At 48.0% G+C, this 15670-nt stretch carries 17 protein-coding genes; 2 read left to right on the top strand and 15 right to left on the bottom strand.

The features are described 5' to 3' along the window. Positions 1-8: 8 nt before the first annotated feature. From L9Q39_RS15980 to L9Q39_RS15935, 10 genes are read right to left on the bottom strand one after another with little or no spacing between them, the layout of a single operon-like run. Positions 9-722 carry a tetratricopeptide repeat protein gene (locus tag L9Q39_RS15980; RefSeq protein ID WP_237486092.1) on the bottom strand — a complete coding sequence of 238 codons (714 nt, stop codon included), beginning with the start codon at positions 720-722 and terminating at the stop codon, positions 9-11. Between the two features lie 2 nt (positions 723-724). Continuing rightward, entirely contained in the window at positions 725-1579 is an 855-nt protein-coding gene (locus L9Q39_RS15975; protein WP_237486091.1) for a type II secretion system F family protein, read from the bottom strand. Then, on the bottom strand, positions 1576-2478 hold the full coding sequence (locus tag L9Q39_RS15970) for a type II secretion system F family protein (protein WP_237486090.1): 903 nt from the start codon (positions 2476-2478) through the stop codon (positions 1576-1578). The genes L9Q39_RS15975 and L9Q39_RS15970 overlap by 4 nt, the downstream gene beginning before the upstream one ends. Continuing rightward, the gene (locus L9Q39_RS15965; RefSeq protein WP_237486089.1) at positions 2475-3755 is read right to left on the bottom strand and encodes a TadA family conjugal transfer-associated ATPase; all 1281 of its coding nucleotides are present in this window, start codon (positions 3753-3755) and stop codon (positions 2475-2477) included. The genes L9Q39_RS15970 and L9Q39_RS15965 overlap by 4 nt, the downstream gene beginning before the upstream one ends. Continuing rightward, positions 3752-4987: a CpaE/TadZ family protein gene (locus L9Q39_RS15960; protein ID WP_237486088.1), complete on the bottom strand. Its 1236-nt coding sequence runs from the start codon at positions 4985-4987 to the stop codon at positions 3752-3754. Before L9Q39_RS15960 ends, L9Q39_RS15965 begins: the two co-directional genes overlap by 4 nt. After that, positions 4987-5466, bottom strand: a complete 480-nt coding sequence (locus L9Q39_RS15955) for a hypothetical protein (protein WP_237486087.1) — start codon at positions 5464-5466, stop codon at positions 4987-4989. Before L9Q39_RS15955 ends, L9Q39_RS15960 begins: the two co-directional genes overlap by 1 nt. Next, positions 5463-6821, bottom strand: coding sequence for a type II and III secretion system protein family protein (locus L9Q39_RS15950; RefSeq protein ID WP_237487047.1), 1359 nt, complete (start codon positions 6819-6821; stop codon positions 5463-5465). Before L9Q39_RS15950 ends, L9Q39_RS15955 begins: the two co-directional genes overlap by 4 nt. Positions 6822-6823: 2 nt before the next feature. Further along, positions 6824-7663, bottom strand: coding sequence for a Flp pilus assembly protein CpaB (gene cpaB, locus L9Q39_RS15945; RefSeq protein ID WP_237486086.1), 840 nt, complete (start codon positions 7661-7663; stop codon positions 6824-6826). Positions 7664-7674: 11 nt separating this feature from the next. Continuing rightward, entirely contained in the window at positions 7675-8124 is a 450-nt protein-coding gene (locus L9Q39_RS15940; protein ID WP_237486085.1) for an A24 family peptidase, read from the bottom strand. 56 nt (positions 8125-8180) lie between these two features. Beyond that, the gene (locus tag L9Q39_RS15935; RefSeq protein WP_237486084.1) at positions 8181-8432 is read right to left on the bottom strand and encodes a Flp family type IVb pilin; all 252 of its coding nucleotides are present in this window, start codon (positions 8430-8432) and stop codon (positions 8181-8183) included. A 457-nt stretch (positions 8433-8889) separates the two neighbouring features. Here L9Q39_RS15935 and L9Q39_RS15930 point away from each other — a divergent pair, with 457 nt between their 5' ends. Both L9Q39_RS15930 and L9Q39_RS15925 read left to right on the top strand, forming a co-directional pair. After that, the gene (locus L9Q39_RS15930) at positions 8890-9738 is read left to right on the top strand and encodes a LysR family transcriptional regulator (protein WP_237486083.1); all 849 of its coding nucleotides are present in this window, start codon (positions 8890-8892) and stop codon (positions 9736-9738) included. A 173-nt stretch (positions 9739-9911) separates the two neighbouring features. Then, entirely contained in the window at positions 9912-10679 is a 768-nt protein-coding gene (locus tag L9Q39_RS15925; protein WP_237486082.1) for a transglycosylase SLT domain-containing protein, read from the top strand. Between the two features lie 66 nt (positions 10680-10745). Here L9Q39_RS15925 and L9Q39_RS15920 read toward each other — a convergent pair whose 3' ends face one another. The 5 genes from L9Q39_RS15920 to L9Q39_RS15900 all read right to left on the bottom strand — a co-directional run bounded on the left by L9Q39_RS15920 (position 10746) and on the right by L9Q39_RS15900 (position 15663). Further along, the gene (locus L9Q39_RS15920; protein WP_237486081.1) at positions 10746-11114 is read right to left on the bottom strand and encodes a helix-turn-helix domain-containing protein; all 369 of its coding nucleotides are present in this window, start codon (positions 11112-11114) and stop codon (positions 10746-10748) included. A gap of 16 nt (positions 11115-11130) precedes the next feature. After that, entirely contained in the window at positions 11131-11430 is a 300-nt protein-coding gene (locus L9Q39_RS15915) for a type II toxin-antitoxin system HigB family toxin (RefSeq protein ID WP_237486080.1), read from the bottom strand. Between the two features lie 124 nt (positions 11431-11554). After that, positions 11555-13291 (bottom strand): ABC transporter permease subunit, encoded by a 1737-nt coding sequence (locus L9Q39_RS15910; RefSeq protein WP_237486079.1) that lies wholly within the window; start codon positions 13289-13291, stop codon positions 11555-11557. A 4-nt stretch (positions 13292-13295) separates the two neighbouring features. Beyond that, positions 13296-14813: an ABC transporter substrate-binding protein gene (locus tag L9Q39_RS15905; protein WP_237486078.1), complete on the bottom strand. Its 1518-nt coding sequence runs from the start codon at positions 14811-14813 to the stop codon at positions 13296-13298. Then, positions 14803-15663 carry an ABC transporter ATP-binding protein gene (locus L9Q39_RS15900; protein WP_237487045.1) on the bottom strand — a complete coding sequence of 287 codons (861 nt, stop codon included), beginning with the start codon at positions 15661-15663 and terminating at the stop codon, positions 14803-14805. Before L9Q39_RS15900 ends, L9Q39_RS15905 begins: the two co-directional genes overlap by 11 nt. Positions 15664-15670 lie beyond the last annotated feature (7 nt).

Here is a 15670-nt window from a genome sequence, read left to right as displayed (position 1 = left end):
CCATTTACCTAACCTCCCACGTCATAGAGTCGTTGAGAAATCGCTGCCACCTGCGAGTCGCTATAATCTTGATTCAACAGCTCTCGGGCTTGCTGAACTAAACCCTGTTTGAATAGCGCAATAGCAAGGTTGGCTTTCACGGCTCGATTGGTTGGATTGTCCTTATAGACCGGCATCAAGAGATCCGTCACTCGCTGATACTCACCTTGCGCAAGATAAATAACCGCAAGATTATTCTTGATCACCATGTCACTGTGCCCCTTCAATCGTGCTTGATTAAACTGTGCTTCCGCCTGAGAAAATTGGTCCAGTTTGCTATGGGCAATCCCCAGCAACACATGTACATCACTCGACTGGTTGCCCATGGCAATCGACTGTTGATAGAGCGTGACCGCTTTGGCGTAATTCGCCTCTTTGTCGTATATCTCACCGCGCAACTGCATCAGTTGCCAATTTTTCACACCCTGAGACAGTAAGTGATCAGCATAGAATTTGGCGGATTCCGTATCGCCTTTTTCTAGGTAGGTCTGCGCCAGTTTTAACGCCGCAGTTTGATCATTATTGTTACGCTGTAACTGCTCCTTGTAATGCAAGATCAAACCATCGTAGTTATCGACCCGTTGCATACTGTTGACGATGTCTTGCTCGCTAACTTGCTGATTGGAAGTACAGGCCACCAACAACGGAGCAAGCATCAATAAAAACCAGTTACGTATAGTCATCGCTATCCACCTAAATTGAAGTTCATATCAAGCTGCATCACGCCCGGGGCGAGGATCAAAATGACGATGGGAAACATGATAAGTAAGATCAGCGGCACACTCATTTTCGCCGCTAATTTACCGACTTTCTCTTCTACTCTAAGCAACTGAATGCGACGCATATCTTCCGCCAGATCACTCAAGATATTGGCAACCGATGTGCCGTAATGGAGGTTTTGAATGATGGTTAACACAAAGCTTTGCATCTCTGGGGACGGTAGACGAAGGCTCAGATCGTTGAGCGCCTTTTCAAGTCCCAGAATTTTACTGGCGTCAGAGGTTTTCTTAATTTGATAACAGAGGTTTTTATCAAACACGTACAACTCTTTGTGCAAATAGGAAAAGGTCGCCTCAATGGTCATACCGGTTTGAACACACACCGCCATCATATCCAGCAGATACGGCAAACCACGAGAGATACGGCGCACCATATAGCGGCGCTTCATCTCAAGCAGCATATCCGGCACCAAAATCGTCAGTACCGTCGCCGCCAACATCATGACCAACTTATCCTGTAACAACATTGACGACATCATGATGCCAATGCCAACCATCACCACCACAGCGAGCTTGGCAGGGAAATAGTAACGAGCCAGATTCTTATTGTGATAGCCCGCGTCCAGCAGTTTTTGCTCCAGTTCTTTGCGGCTTTCCTTAGCAAAACCAATCAAAATACGGTTGCTTGGCACCGGCGCTAATGGTTGGTTTTTGACGATATATTGATTGAGCCGCTTATTGCGTAGACCGCGACTGCGCATCTCCAACAGTACCAAACCGATGGCGATTAAAATGGCAACCGCGCTGATAACAAGGATCATAATTTCACCGCCTTAACCAATAACCAGACGATAAATAGCCCGAGTAATTCACTGCCAATCACATAGTAGAGAACCCAAAACCCCTCAGGGTCATAGAGAATAAAATTGATATTGGCGGGGTTTACTTGATACAAAATAATGGAAAAGATTAGCGGTATCGCAGCCACCACCTTGGCCGAGATCCGCGCCTCAGAAGTCATCGCCATTTTCTTGGTTTCCATAGTTCGGGTATCAACCAAGACACGGATCAGACGGGCTAACACGCCTTTCAATTGACCGCCTCGGGTAATATTGGCGCGTACTGCAACGGTGAAGAAAATAAACTCAGGATAGGGAAAACGTTTTGCTGCCCGCTCCAGCACTTTTTCCGGAGTTTCGCCCAGCTTGAGGCGGTCACCCATATTTTTAAATTCTCTGCCTATTTCGTTATCCAGATTCTGTCCGACAAAACTCACAGCTTGCATCAAGCTCTCACCGGCGGTGACTGCGCTCATCAGAATATTAAGGGCGTCCGGAAAGGTCTGTTCGAATTGACGACGGCGGCGATCCAATAACCAGCGATAGCCGAGAAACAGCAACAACAAAAAGCAAGCAAAGGACACCACAATGCCGTGGTTAACCAAGATTGCAAAGCCGATATACCAAGCCAGTGCGGCGCAACCAAGCGTATAAACAATAATAAACAGGTTTGCTCTTGGACCGAGTGATTGCGCGGAAAAGGTAAAGTTTTCTTTCGCCTGCTTGAGGCTGTTTTGTGGAGCTAAAATACCCACATTGATGGCTGACGCGAGCGGTTCTTCCGACGCCGCCTCAGGGAAGTAGCGTCGTACTTTATCTTTAGAGTCAGTCGCCCATAACAGCGCCACGATCCCAAACAGTGCGAAAGAGAGCCAGATCATTCCAACCTCCTTTCGCTGAATGAACCCATCAGCTCTTGATACAGACCAAAGAACTGCGATTTTCTCACCAACTCGGAGCGCTGCATCACCCCTTCAGTGACAAATTCGCCGCGTACTTCGCCTTGAAAATCGGATTCGTGGTACTCGAATCGATACAACTCTTCCATCACCACGCTCTCTCCCTCCAAACCGACCACTTCACTGATACTGGTGACTTTTCGCGAGCCATCACGCATACGATTCACCTGCACAATCAGTTGCACCGCACTGACAATCGAGCGTCTAATCGCATCGAGGGGTTGGTTGAGGTTTGCCATCATGATCATAGATTCAACACGACTAATGGCATCTCGGGGAGAGTTGGCGTGCAGCGTCGACATCGAACCGTCGTGCCCGGTATTCATCGCCTGCAACATCTCGAATGCTTCTGGACCACGACACTCACCCAATATGATGCGGTCTGGTCGCATACGCAGCGCATTAATCACCAAATCGCGCTGAGTTATGCGACCAGTCTGTTCAATACTGGCGGCACGGGTCTCTAGTCGGACTAGGTTGGGTTGCTCAAGTCGCAGTTCTGCCGCATCTTCGATGGTGACGATACGTTCATCTTCCGTGATATATTGCGACAACGCATTAAGCAAAGTGGTTTTACCCGAACCCGTACCACCGGAGATTAAGATGTTCATTCGGCAGCGCGACGCTATCGACAGAATACGCGCCATATCGAGTGTCATAGATCCATATTCCACCAAGCTTTCCATCCCGATAGATTTCTCGCGAAATTTACGGATTGAGATGGAAGTGCCATCAAGCGCAATCGGCGGTATGACAATATTAACCCGGCTGCCGTCTTCCAATCTGGCATCCACGGTCGGCGCGAGTTCATCGACACGACGCCCTACCCTTGATGCAATCAGTTTGGCAATGGCTAAAACCTGTTCTTCATTAACAAAATGGATATCCGATTTATGCAGTTTACCGTCCCGCTCATAAAACACGTTACTCGGACCATTAACCATAATATCGGTAATGCCTTGGTCATCAACCAAAGGCTGAATCGGTCCTAAGCCAAACAGTTCATCCATCATGCCCTTAACCAAACTGCCTTTCATGATGGCGGTAATCGGACGGTCAAAACTGCCTGCCAACACCTCGACCGCGTTGCGGATCTGAGTCTCAACTTCTTGCTGGCTTAAGGTTTGAATCGCCTCAGGGTCAAGCGCCTCAAAGATCTGAGAACGAAAAGCAACGTAGATTTCTTTATTGGTACTCATCGCCATCCCAACCTTTGTAGCCAAGATTTATTGTCGATAGATTGACCATTCACCAAACGGCTCAGTTGATCAACGGCATGCCCAATATGGCGGTCGTGTTTGTAGACTCGCTTACCATCCACTTGGAGATGCGACATTGCCTTGCTGTAATCAATATCAAGGTCGACGCTTGAGCCAAGGAACTTGGCTATATCCGCTTTCGGGATCACAAAGCTGCTTTCAGGTCGGTGGTGATTGGCGATGGTGATAATGCGCGTTCGGCAACGCTTGGCGCTGCGCACCGCATCAAGTTGAGCAATTAATGATTTCGCTTTACGAATCGCTGAAATAGATGGCTCGGAGACAATCACCACCACATCGTAATTGTCGATTAATAGATTGCAATCAATTGGGAAATCAATACTGCCCGAGAAGTCTTCGACAATAAAATTGGTGTTGCGACTGAGTAGGTCACAGACCGTTTGGTTGTAGTTAAGAATATCTTCTTGGCTCGAACCGCCTTGCAGCGACAGCAGACGCAGGTCGTCATCAACTTTGGTCAAGTAACTGAGCGCGCCCTCTAAGTCCAATTCGTGTAGGGGAACGGAAAGCTCATCAATCGAGCGTGACATATGGTCAGTTAACCCCAGCAACACATCAATATTGCTGTCGTTATACTGATGATCCACCAGTATCGTATCCACGCCTTGGCTAGCCATTTTTGCACTCAACTCGGTCGCGATAAACGAGGTGCCAATGCCCCCTTTACTGCCGACCACAGCAACCCGTTTCGCACGACGCTCTTTACTGACTCCCTCGTGACGACGGAGATCTTTATCGACGTGCATGACAAATTCCGCAAACTCATGTTTATTGATAGGCCAGAACACATAATAGAAACCCATCTCTTTTAAAGCACGCAAGGTGGATATGGCGTCTTCCTGACCGATGATGATCACCCCTTTATGCGTGGGCAGTTTTGACGCAATCCCTCTGGCATCGGCGACGACATCGGTGGAATGGTTGAGTTCAAAGATGATCAGGTTGCTTTCTTGACCGGCATAGAAATGGCTATCGGCTTTGTTGTGATTAACACTATTTGGGGTTTGCCAGCCCTCAAAGGTAAACAGCTCTTCCACCAAGACTTGGCACTCATGGCTTTGGTACACCAAGGCGCATCCCTCTGGACCGCTGCTTTGTGGGATCGGCGCTTCTGGCTTTGTTTCAGGTAGATTTTTGGTGATATCAAACATCAGATTCCCTCCAGCAAGCTTTCCTTGTTAGCGATATGGCGATTACGTGCAGACTCAGAGAAGCAGTTGATACTCGACAAATCTTTCTCGATTTGCGCCGGCGCACACGGCTTGGACACGATGGTGTGATAAGTGATAGTGACCTTGAGATCCGTAGTTAATGAGGAATTACGTTTCAGCTCAAAGGACTCCGCTCGATACGCCAACGTTGGGTCATATTGGATGCTATTTTGCGCATAGCCCTTGGCTCGGTTATTGCGGTATTCCACCGTGATGCTGGGATTGGAGTCTATCTCATCGACGCGACGGAAAATCTGCTCCAGTTGCGCCTCTGTCTGTTGCTTTGACTTGGCGGTGATCTGGTAGACATGGGTTTCTGGGTAGACCAATGTCTCGTGACCTTTGCCGTTGTAGTATCGTTCGCTGCAACCAAGGGTCATCACCAGCAACAGAGCGGTTAGGAGTTTGACGCTATTCATTGTAAAAACCCTCCTTTTGACAGCAGATCAATGGTGGGATCGGAACCTTGATTGGTCGCCGCAGGCTCTGAGATTTTCAACCAACGACGTAAGGTATTGGTTTTGGTAATATAGGGCAGTTGAATTTGCTTGTTTTTTACCGGTTTCACCAGATTCACGGTAGCAACAATAATCAGCTCGGTGCGTCGTCTATCGGTAGACGATTTTCTAAATGCGGCTCCAAGCACCGGAATATCGCCGAGCAATGGCGTCTTTTGCAGCTCTTCGAAATCAACACTGCTCATCAAGCCACCCAAGACAAAGCTGTCACCATTGCCCAATTCAATCGTGGTCATCGCGCGACGCGTTGCCAATTGCGGCACTTCCAAACCAGCGGCACGAATATAACGTTCCACTTCACTCACTTCGGGAAATAGCTGCATACGGATCTTATCTTCGCTCAGCACTTTGGCGGTGAGGTCGAGCTTGATACCGAACTCTTTAAAGGTGATGTTGACGTTACTGTTGTTGGAAACCACCACAGGCACCTCGCCACCCACTAAGAAACTGGCAGATTCACCGGATATGACGGTGAGATTGGGTTCCGCTAATACCTGTGCCACGTTTTCATTGCCTAAAGCGGTGATTAAGGTGGTGAGATCACTCGCTTCAAATTGTTGAAACAGAAACTCCCCCACGTTGGCACCCACCGATGACCAATCAACCCCGACTGTTTGCGCAAATCGTTCCGTTACCTGCGCTACGGAGATCTTAACGTTGACCTGCTGCACCGTGGCGACTTTGAGACGCTCGATAATGCCTTGCCAAGTCATATTGCGGGCGAAGATTAGACTTTCCTTCTCATCCACCGAGATACCATTGCTATCGAAATTCAGGCTTTGCGCCCCATTCCATCGTTCCACTTTTTCTCGGCCAAGAAGATTGGCGACCATGCGATAAATGTCATCACGCTCTTGCTCTGTTGCGACCACACCGCTGACCGCCACTTGCGTTCCCACCGATTCAATCTTTACATCCGCTTCGGGAAAATGGAGCCCAATCTGTCTGCGTATTAAGGTCAAGTCGATGTCGACAATCAAACGGTCGGAGCGCAGCAGTTTTTCTGACGCACCGTACACCATCAGGCGTGCTTGCCCCGTTTGCTTGCCAAACACCACAATGGTGTTTTCATTAATGACGTTATAATCGACTACGTTTGGGTCGCTAATAAACACCTTGGTAATGCGTTCTTGAAACTCAAGGTTTTTAGCGTCGTTAACGGTCACATAAACGTCCGCCGAGTGAGTTTGGGTACTGAACAAAACACAACTCAAGCCGATGACTAAGAGGCTAAAAAGTGGACGAATAATTGGCATTATCACAGCTCACCTCCTTGACCACGACTGGTTGAACCGCGCAGCTCTTCAACACCCACATAGTTGTCGATAACGTTTCGCACATCGGCGTAAACGGGTTCTTGATATTCTCGGCTGCGATACACCTCAAGGTGCATAGTTCTTTGAGCGAGGGCGAGACGCGCCACCTCACTTGGCGGGATTTCGATAATAATCGTGGTAAAACCATCGTCTTGTTTGCCCGCAGCAGGACGAACTTTATCTTCTTCGTTATCGCCACTGCCCATATTCAAGACTTTGATGTTTTGTAAAAACAGAGTTGCGGTCACGCCGCGAAAACGGTTCGGTTTTCCCTGCGCTCCTGACAAATTTGAACGGGGAGAACTGACGGTGAGAATGTCGATATGCTCACCGGGACGAATATAGTCACTAATGAGGTTTTTATTGCTCACCACCAGCGGATAAAGGGTCATGCCCTCAGTGACGAGTAAGTCGATATAACCCGAATCGGATTCTAAGGTCAGATGCTCTGGCTGTACCAAATCCCCTGCCTTTAATTCGCTGTTGAATAGGGTTGTTGGACTAAAATCCAACTCCACATCTGCACGCATCCCCAAATCCAATGCTTGCGTTAGCTCCATTTGTTGACGCTGCACTGCGGCACCGCTAATCGCCTCGCCTCTTGATACGTCCTGCTTTAAGCGCCACACCGTAATGTATTCCGGCTGATTCTGTTTAGGTTCTGGAGCCTGCGTTACCGTTTGTGGCGTGACAGATTTAGATGTTGTCAGGCTGTCGTAGATTCCGTATCCACCCACTAGAATGGCGAGAAGTGCTACGAACACAATGATTCGTGACCTCATAACTTCACCTGTTATATGTAAAGATTAAAAATGGTCAGTCCAAAGCCGGCAGCGATAGCGACGCCATAGGGAACACTTTCTCCCATTTCGACTGAAACCAACTTAAAAACGCGATATTTGACTAAATAAAACAGTGACAAAGCCCCACCGACCAAGGTCGTCAACAACAGGGTACCCGCTAAGGCGTCAACGGGAATGGCAAGCGAGAGTGCAACGATCAGTTTGACATCCCCGCCTCCCATCACACGTAAAACGTAAAGGGCAAGCGATAAAGCGACGGCACACAACACACTGTAGATATGCGCTGTCAGCAAAAAGGGTGAAATAAGAGACAGAAGTAGAGAAATAAAAAGTGTAATCAGGACCAAACGGTTACTAATAATGCGAGCGCGAATATCACTTAAGCTAACCCACGATAAAATCACCAATCCCGAGACTAAAAGTGTTTGCTCTGCTACCAAGCCCAACTCCCATTTTACCCAGTGTTACTTTTCGCTCGTTATATCGTTTCAGTCTATTACTCCTCTGGAACCACTTCGCCACCACCACCGCCACCGGTTGCTGACGTGTTGACGTTTGAAATCTCTGTACTCACGGTACTAAACGCGGTAGAGAGTTGACCTAAGAACCCATCGCTTCCCAACGCAACACCGAGTACGACGGCCATTGCGACGGCAATCAAGCCATACTCAATCGCGGTCACCCCTCGCTCATCACCTCGCAGATTTCTGACAGTTTTGGCTGAAACTACTAATAGTCGTGTAATCATGACAATTCCCTCTTTGGACTGTTTGCTCTTGGCATGGGTAATAGTAGGACTAGGATCAAAGTCTCATAAGTGAACACTATCGGTTACACCGATAGTGTTATTGATCGCTTTGCGTAAGGTAATCATAAAGAGGTAGGGTAAGATTTATTTTTTATTTCGATATAACAGCAAGTTGACTGTGACCGTCTTAATTTGCGACGCTAATTAAAAATCAAAACCACCAAACCACAACGTGATCAACTTCACATATTTTGTTGCATTTTGCTTGCTAGGCAACAACGGACTCATACTCACAATGCCCAGTCTCTAATGTGCAACAAGCGTTCTATCAACTAAGGTACTAACCTATTAAGGTAAATGTCATACACCTTATTTGTTCTAATACTTGCTGTTTGCTCGCCTTGTCCATTAGCCAAGGCGCGAAGGTGACGTTAATCCGGTATAGAGAACCACGAGTATGAAACTACCTTTTGAAAGCTTGATTGCATTTCATAGTGTTGTCATTAACGGCTCTTTTAGTGCCGCGGCGCGTAAGTTAGGAAAATCCCAATCGACCATCAGTGGTGGGGTGAAATTTCTGGAAAATGAGTTGGGATACGGTCTTATCGAACGAAATACTTCCCCTCTCTGTCTGACCGACCGAGGTAAAAAAATCTTTCAGTTAAGCAGCCCTATCGTCGCCAAATATCAGGAATTGCAAACGGTGGCGGCATCGCTATCCAATAACGAGCAAGTCAAGATCCGCATTGGTATCGACCCGTTTGTATTTAACGATCACGTCAAGCAGGTGTTGATTGAATTTTCTGAAATCTTTCCCGATACCGAACTGACCGTTATTACTAAGCCAAGCCATGTTCTAGCTCGCTTTATCAACGATCAACGAATTGATATGGCGATCGCTAATCCCTATCACAAAACAGAACTCAACTTTAATATCGACGAGCTGTTTATGGTCAATTGTCAATGGATTGGGCATGTGGATTTTAATAGAGAACAAGCGGCAAACCATGTGCGTCTACTGCTGATTGATGGCTATGAAGATATCGTCGATCTCAATGGCATCGCGCAACACAATATTTGGAAACTGGATGACGCCAGTACCGTTATTGATCTCTGCCTCGCGCGCAAGGGCATCGCGTTTTTGCCTCACCACCTAATCGAAAACCATCATCAAAAGCAACTCCTAGCACCGATCAACAACTTCACAGAGCTGTTTGGTAAGCAAGTTTACGCTTCACTCATTTGGCCTGCCCACTGTCAATATGGTCAGTATCATCAATGGATTCATCAAAGATTACGTCATTGACAAAGCGAATTAATCTCTCGCTTACAAGACTTAAAAAAGTACTAATTTTCTCAATCAGTGCTGTATGTCTCCCTTTTGCTGCATCGCGAGCGTCTAACAAGCTTGGCGACGCTATTTCTAATGACAAAATCAACGTCACTCACAAAAGTATCGTCTGGATACTGGCACTTTTTATGCTGTGCTTGAATAGCACCGTTGAGGCTAACACCTTGACTTCATTGAAAGATAAGCAGTTGCAACTTAAGCGCCCCTTAGCCACGATTTCCCAAAAAACACACCAAACTACGGAGACCAAGCCACAATCCCAAGATAAAACACACCACAAAATAAGCCCGACCTTGTCACTTAAAGCCCCTTTGCGGCTTTACAGTGTCGAGCCTAAACCCGTCAAAGCATCCGCTTCAAATATGGCGATTCAATATATTGATTTGGTGCAGAACATTGCCGACGATTGGCAACAAGATCCCGCTCTGGTGATGGCGGTGATTCACGCCGAGAGCTATTTTCAGCCTCAAGCGCAATCGGCAGCGCCCGCTTACGGATTGATGCAGGTGATGTTTGATGGTGCGGTGGCGGAAGTGTCGAGATTCTATTTTAACGGCAAGACATTTTCCTTGTCCCAGATCTTACAGCCTGACACCAATATCACCATTGGCACCGCTTACCTTTACATCTTGAATCAGGTCTATTTAAAGACGATACAATCCGATAGCGCACGACGCGCCATCACCATTGCTGCCTATAACTGCGGGTTAACCCGCTTGATGGGGTTAATGGCTGAGACGAACTCCCTATCCAGCTTTGTGTTAACCGTCAACAGTATGAGCGACGATCAAGTATTGCACTATCTCACCCAGCAACTGCCTATTGCCGAGACTCGTCACTATGTGACTCGCGTTCTAACACTGCAGCAAAGCTACCAAAGTCTGCCGTTTCGGTGATAAAGCTGTTGGTTGGGGAAACTATTTTTTGGGGAACCTGTTTGAGTTCTCGCATAGCTCTCAAGCCTACTTAACCAGTTGATACTCTTTCACCAGGCTATCTAATGGGATTCTAAGTCCATCGTGTAGCTTGCGGATCATTGTGATAGATAATCGTCTTTGACGGTTCAGAACTTCTGTGACACGACTACGCTGACCGAGGAATGGCACAAGGTCTTTATCTTCTAGACCTTGCTGCTCCATACGGAACTTGATTGCTTCGATTGGATCAGGCGGTGCAATTGGATAATTAGCCTCTTCAAATGCTTCAATTAGAGTGGCAAGCACTTCTAACTCATCACCTTCTTGTGTGTTTGGCTCAGCATCCCAAAGTTGTTCGACACGTGCCAAGGCAGCGCGATTATCTTCTGCTGTTTTGATTGGCTTAATTTGCATATCTGCTCTACCTCTTTTAAACGGTTGTTGCATCTACTTTGTCATACTCTGCATGAGTTCCCACAAAGCGAACGTAGACCATCGAAAATTTGTAATTAATCGCAGTGATCAGTCGATACTTGTTACCGTGAATATTGAACACAACACGATTGTTACCAACAAAAGACGCATTTCGGTACAGTGCTTTTATATCCTGTGGCGTCTGCCAATTTGCGTGCTTGGTTTCGTCATACCATGCTGTGAGTGGTTGTTGAGAATCCGCGTACTTTGGCTGCTCCCAAAATTCGCGCAAAGTTGCTCTTGATAAAATTCGCATACATCCCCTTTTCTATATTTCCCATTATGGGAAACAGAGCACTCAATAGTCAATAACTATTTTCCCCAAAAGGGAAAGTGGTTGATAAAACCGCTCGTTAATAAAACAGTTAATCATCAAACGGTTAATCATCAAATAATAGATTAATGGCCACAGCCAGCAATACTAAGCCGCTAATCGGCAGCAACACCGCTTGAGGGGCACGTTCGATATAAGGTAAGTTTTCCGCAATTAGTAGTCCCCACTCTGGTGACGGCGCTTTTGCCCCTAAGCCAATAAAGCTTAACGAGGTCAAGCTTAAGGTAATCACCGGCAAACGGAGTAGCGCGTGACGCACCAAAGGCGGCAGTACATAAGGCAATAAATAATAACGTAGAATGCGCCAGCGGCTGGTTCCCCATGTCGGGGCTAAATGGGTATAAGGTTGCGCTTTTGCTTCCACAAGCAGACTGGCACAATGGGACGCCAACGGTGCCCATGAAACCAAGACAATCGCAATCAAGGCGCTATTGGGATGCATGCCCATCAAGCCAGCAACCAGCAGACCCGCGACGATATAAGGTATGCCTTTGGTAATCTCAATCAAGCCTTGGCTGTAGCGCGTGAGAAAACCAAACGCCAGACCAAGCGTTAAGCTAACCAGCATTGCCAGCACGCCCATTTTCATGGTCGAGATCATACCGCCACCAACACGCGCCAACAGATCGCGTCCAATAGCATCGGAACCAAACGGAGCGGCTAAGCTGGCGGGTTCCAGACGCATAAATTGAATCGCAAAGGGATCGCGCAGGGACGCTATTAAGGCACAACTCGCCAGCAATACGAATATCACACCAGCAGCAACGCGTTTGACGTTACTCTGGGTAAACTTAAACGCACTGTGACTCGAAATCAGTTTGCCGTTGGTGGCACTGTGACCTAATAGCTTACGCTGTAGCAAAAGACTCAAGCTGCTGATCGCCATAGAGATCACCAGCAACACCAATAATCCCCCTTGTAACAGGGGCAAATCTTGTGACTTTGCTGCACCGAGAATAAGACGCCCAATGCCCGGAATCGAGAAAATAAGCTCAACCGCAACCGCCCCGCCCATTAAGCCAATCACTATCATCGCGATCTGCGGGATCAGGTTACTCATGGCACGCCACAACGCAAAGCGCACAATCTGCCACTGACTAATATTGGCACTGAGCCACGTAATCACCCACGGCTCTTTGAAGACACGCTTGAGGCTGTCATAGAGCAATCGAGTGAACAAACCGGTGGCGGGTAGCGCCAAGGCAATACTGGGCAACCACAAATTCTGTAACCCTTGCCAACCATAGGGCGGGAACCACCCTAAACCGATAGAAAACACCAAAATCAGCAGCGCGGCGATCACGTATTCCGGCAGCGACACCAACACCGAACTCAAGGTGCTATGTTGCTGCTCAAAACGTCCACGTCGCCACTGAATAACCGCATAGCCAATACTGTTCAAGCAACCTACGATAACAAAAGCCAAGGTACTGCTCACCAGCAGCAACGAGGTTTTGGCGGTGGCTTTAACGCTATCGAACACCGGAGAACCATCAACCCAAGAGACGCCTAAGTCGCCTCGAAGCGCGTGACTTAGCCAGTCGATTAAACGCTCGGTCGCACTGCGGTCAAGGCGAAGATCTTCACGTATTGACGCTAACGCTTCTGGAGTCAGCAACTGCTGCTGCCCAGAGCGCGCCCGTAAGATTGATTGACTGGGATCGATACCGGCGATATCCGGCATCAAGCCCACCAGTACCACAACAGCAGCGAGTGAAATCAACCGAGAGATCCAAGGAAAACATGCGCTCAGCATTGAGCGCATGGGTACAGCTGAGGACATGAAGTTAGTTAACCTCGGTTTGTGCGTCAATCAGACGACGCTCACGAGGGTCACGCTGAGCGTTTTTCACCTTTAGGCTCTCACCTTGAATCACGCGCTCATGTAACAGAGGAATTGCAGCGTAGGCAGATAGGATTTGGTTTTCTGCTTCAATAATCGCTTGTTGACGCTGTTCGCCAAGGGGTTGACGATCAGCATGAGCTAACGCGGCATCGACTTCTGGGGAACAGAATTGACCAAGGTTAAATGAGCCTTCACAGCCAAAATCACTCTGTATATACGCCACTGGGTCACCGGAATCGAGCACCGTTGCTCGCGAAAGAATAAAGGCATCAAATTTCCCCGCCAAGGCATCATTTTCAATCTGTGCATATTCGCGAATATCCAACGCCACTTCAAAGCCAGCCGCTTCAAGTTGCTGCTTCACTAATGCGGCGACTTCTGGAAGCTCAGCACGGTCAGTGAAAGTACCGATAACAATCTTCTCACCAGATGCGCGGTTATATTCCATGGTGCTCATGATTGGGTTTTTATCACGAATCGGTGCCGCCCATGCTAATGCTGGACCTAGCAGACCTTTAGCCATATCGGCGTGGTTTTCATACACGGTGCGAATAATCTGATCGCGGTCGATAGCCGTCGCCGCCGCTTTACGCATTGCCAGTCGACTAAACACTTCTGACTGGTTGTTGAGGTAAAGCGTGTTGGTTCTTGGCATGGCAACTTCATGCAGTAAAGAAGAATCAATCATGGCGATTTGCGATACCGGCACCGCTTCCACGACGTCTGCCTCACCGGTTCTTAATGCCGCTGCGCGAGCGAAACCATCCGGCACATATTCCGCTAATACCGTGGCAACTTTGGCTTTTTCACCCCAGTAACTATCAAAGCGCTCAAGCTTAGCGCTGGTCGTGCCGTTAATTTCGGTCAACACAAACGGTCCTGTGCCTGTCTTTATCGGAACCACACGACCATTGTCTTGATAAGCAGCACCGGAAAGGATAGACAGCTGTGGACTTGATAATCGACTTGGTAGCAATGGATCGTTGAATTCAGTTTTAATCTCGACAGTTTTGGCGTCAATCGCCGCAACTTGCCATTCAATACCGTCCAAAATACGCGGTTTTGGTGCGGCATTGAGAGCTTTTTGCAGTGAGTTCACCACGGCATTCGCATCTAAGCTCGAACCATCGTGGAACTTCACCCCGTCACGCAAAGTAAACTGCCAAGTTGTCTCATCGAGCTGTTTCCACTCAGTGGCAAGCATTGGCTGAGCCACCGATTGAGCATCGAGGTTGATCAGGGTTTCTGCGGTGCTCCATCGCGATAATTTAAACGCATCATCAGACAGTGGTGAAAGTCCGGTACGCGGTGGTTGCATCATCGCAACTCGAAGATGCGATGCCGTGTTGTCTGCCCCTGCTGTTGAGGTTGCTTGCTCACTGTTGCCTGAGTCAAAACAACCCGCTAATAAAGAACTCAACGCCAGCGTTAACGCGAGCTTAGGAGTATTAAATTGCATTGGTAACCTCTCCGTGGGTTAAAGTGTATTGATGACGAGTGTATTGGTGACTGTCTTTGGCGCGCAGTAGCGCTAAAGTGGTGTGATGATGACAGTCGGTCAAGAATTTGTCTGAATCGAGATGTTCTACTTTTTGTCCGTTATCGAGCACTAAAATTTCATCGCAAAGCTGCTGCGCCGCATCCAGATCATGGGTCACGAGCATCAACTTCATATTGCGTTTCCGTTGTAGCTCGCCAAGCAACTGCAAAATCATTTTTCGATTGACCGGGTCTAAGCTACTTGTGGGCTCGTCGGCTACGAGAATACAGGGGTCAACCACGAGGGCGCGCGCAATCGCGACTCGCTGAGCCTGTCCAACAGACAGTTGTTTGCTGTTGCGTTCCAATAACTGAATATCGAGTCCCACATCTTCCAGCGCTTGCTGCAAGCGCGAATCCGCGACTTCGGACTTACCCAAACTGATCAGCGGCTCAGATAGCACCTGACGCACGGTATAGTATGGGTTTAAGCTTGCGTGAGGCTCTTGCGGGATTAATTGAATATGCTGACAAAGCGCGACGCGCTGTGTATTGGTTAATTCGGCGACGTTGTAACCACAGATGGTAATCTGTCCCGACGTGGGTTGCCTCAAACCAAATAGCAACTCAATCAAGGTTGATTTTCCCGCCCCTGATGGTCCGACAATCGCTAAGCTTTGCGTATTCAAGGTCAGACTGAGTTGCTGCAACGCCTTAAAGGGCTGACCACCCATCCAGCGAGGCTTGGTGTAGTAATGAACGCTGACGTCATTAAACGCAATTTGCGCCGAGCTGTGCGTTTGCGAAGTCTGTCTATGAACTTGAGTCACTGTGTTG

The organism is Vibrio hippocampi (assembly GCF_921292975.1).
In the GTDB taxonomy this organism is placed as follows: Bacteria; Pseudomonadota; Gammaproteobacteria; order Enterobacterales; family Vibrionaceae; genus Vibrio; species Vibrio hippocampi.
The sequence above is the reverse complement of the archived record's forward strand: the minus strand, read 5'-3'. Positions and strand labels throughout refer to the sequence as shown.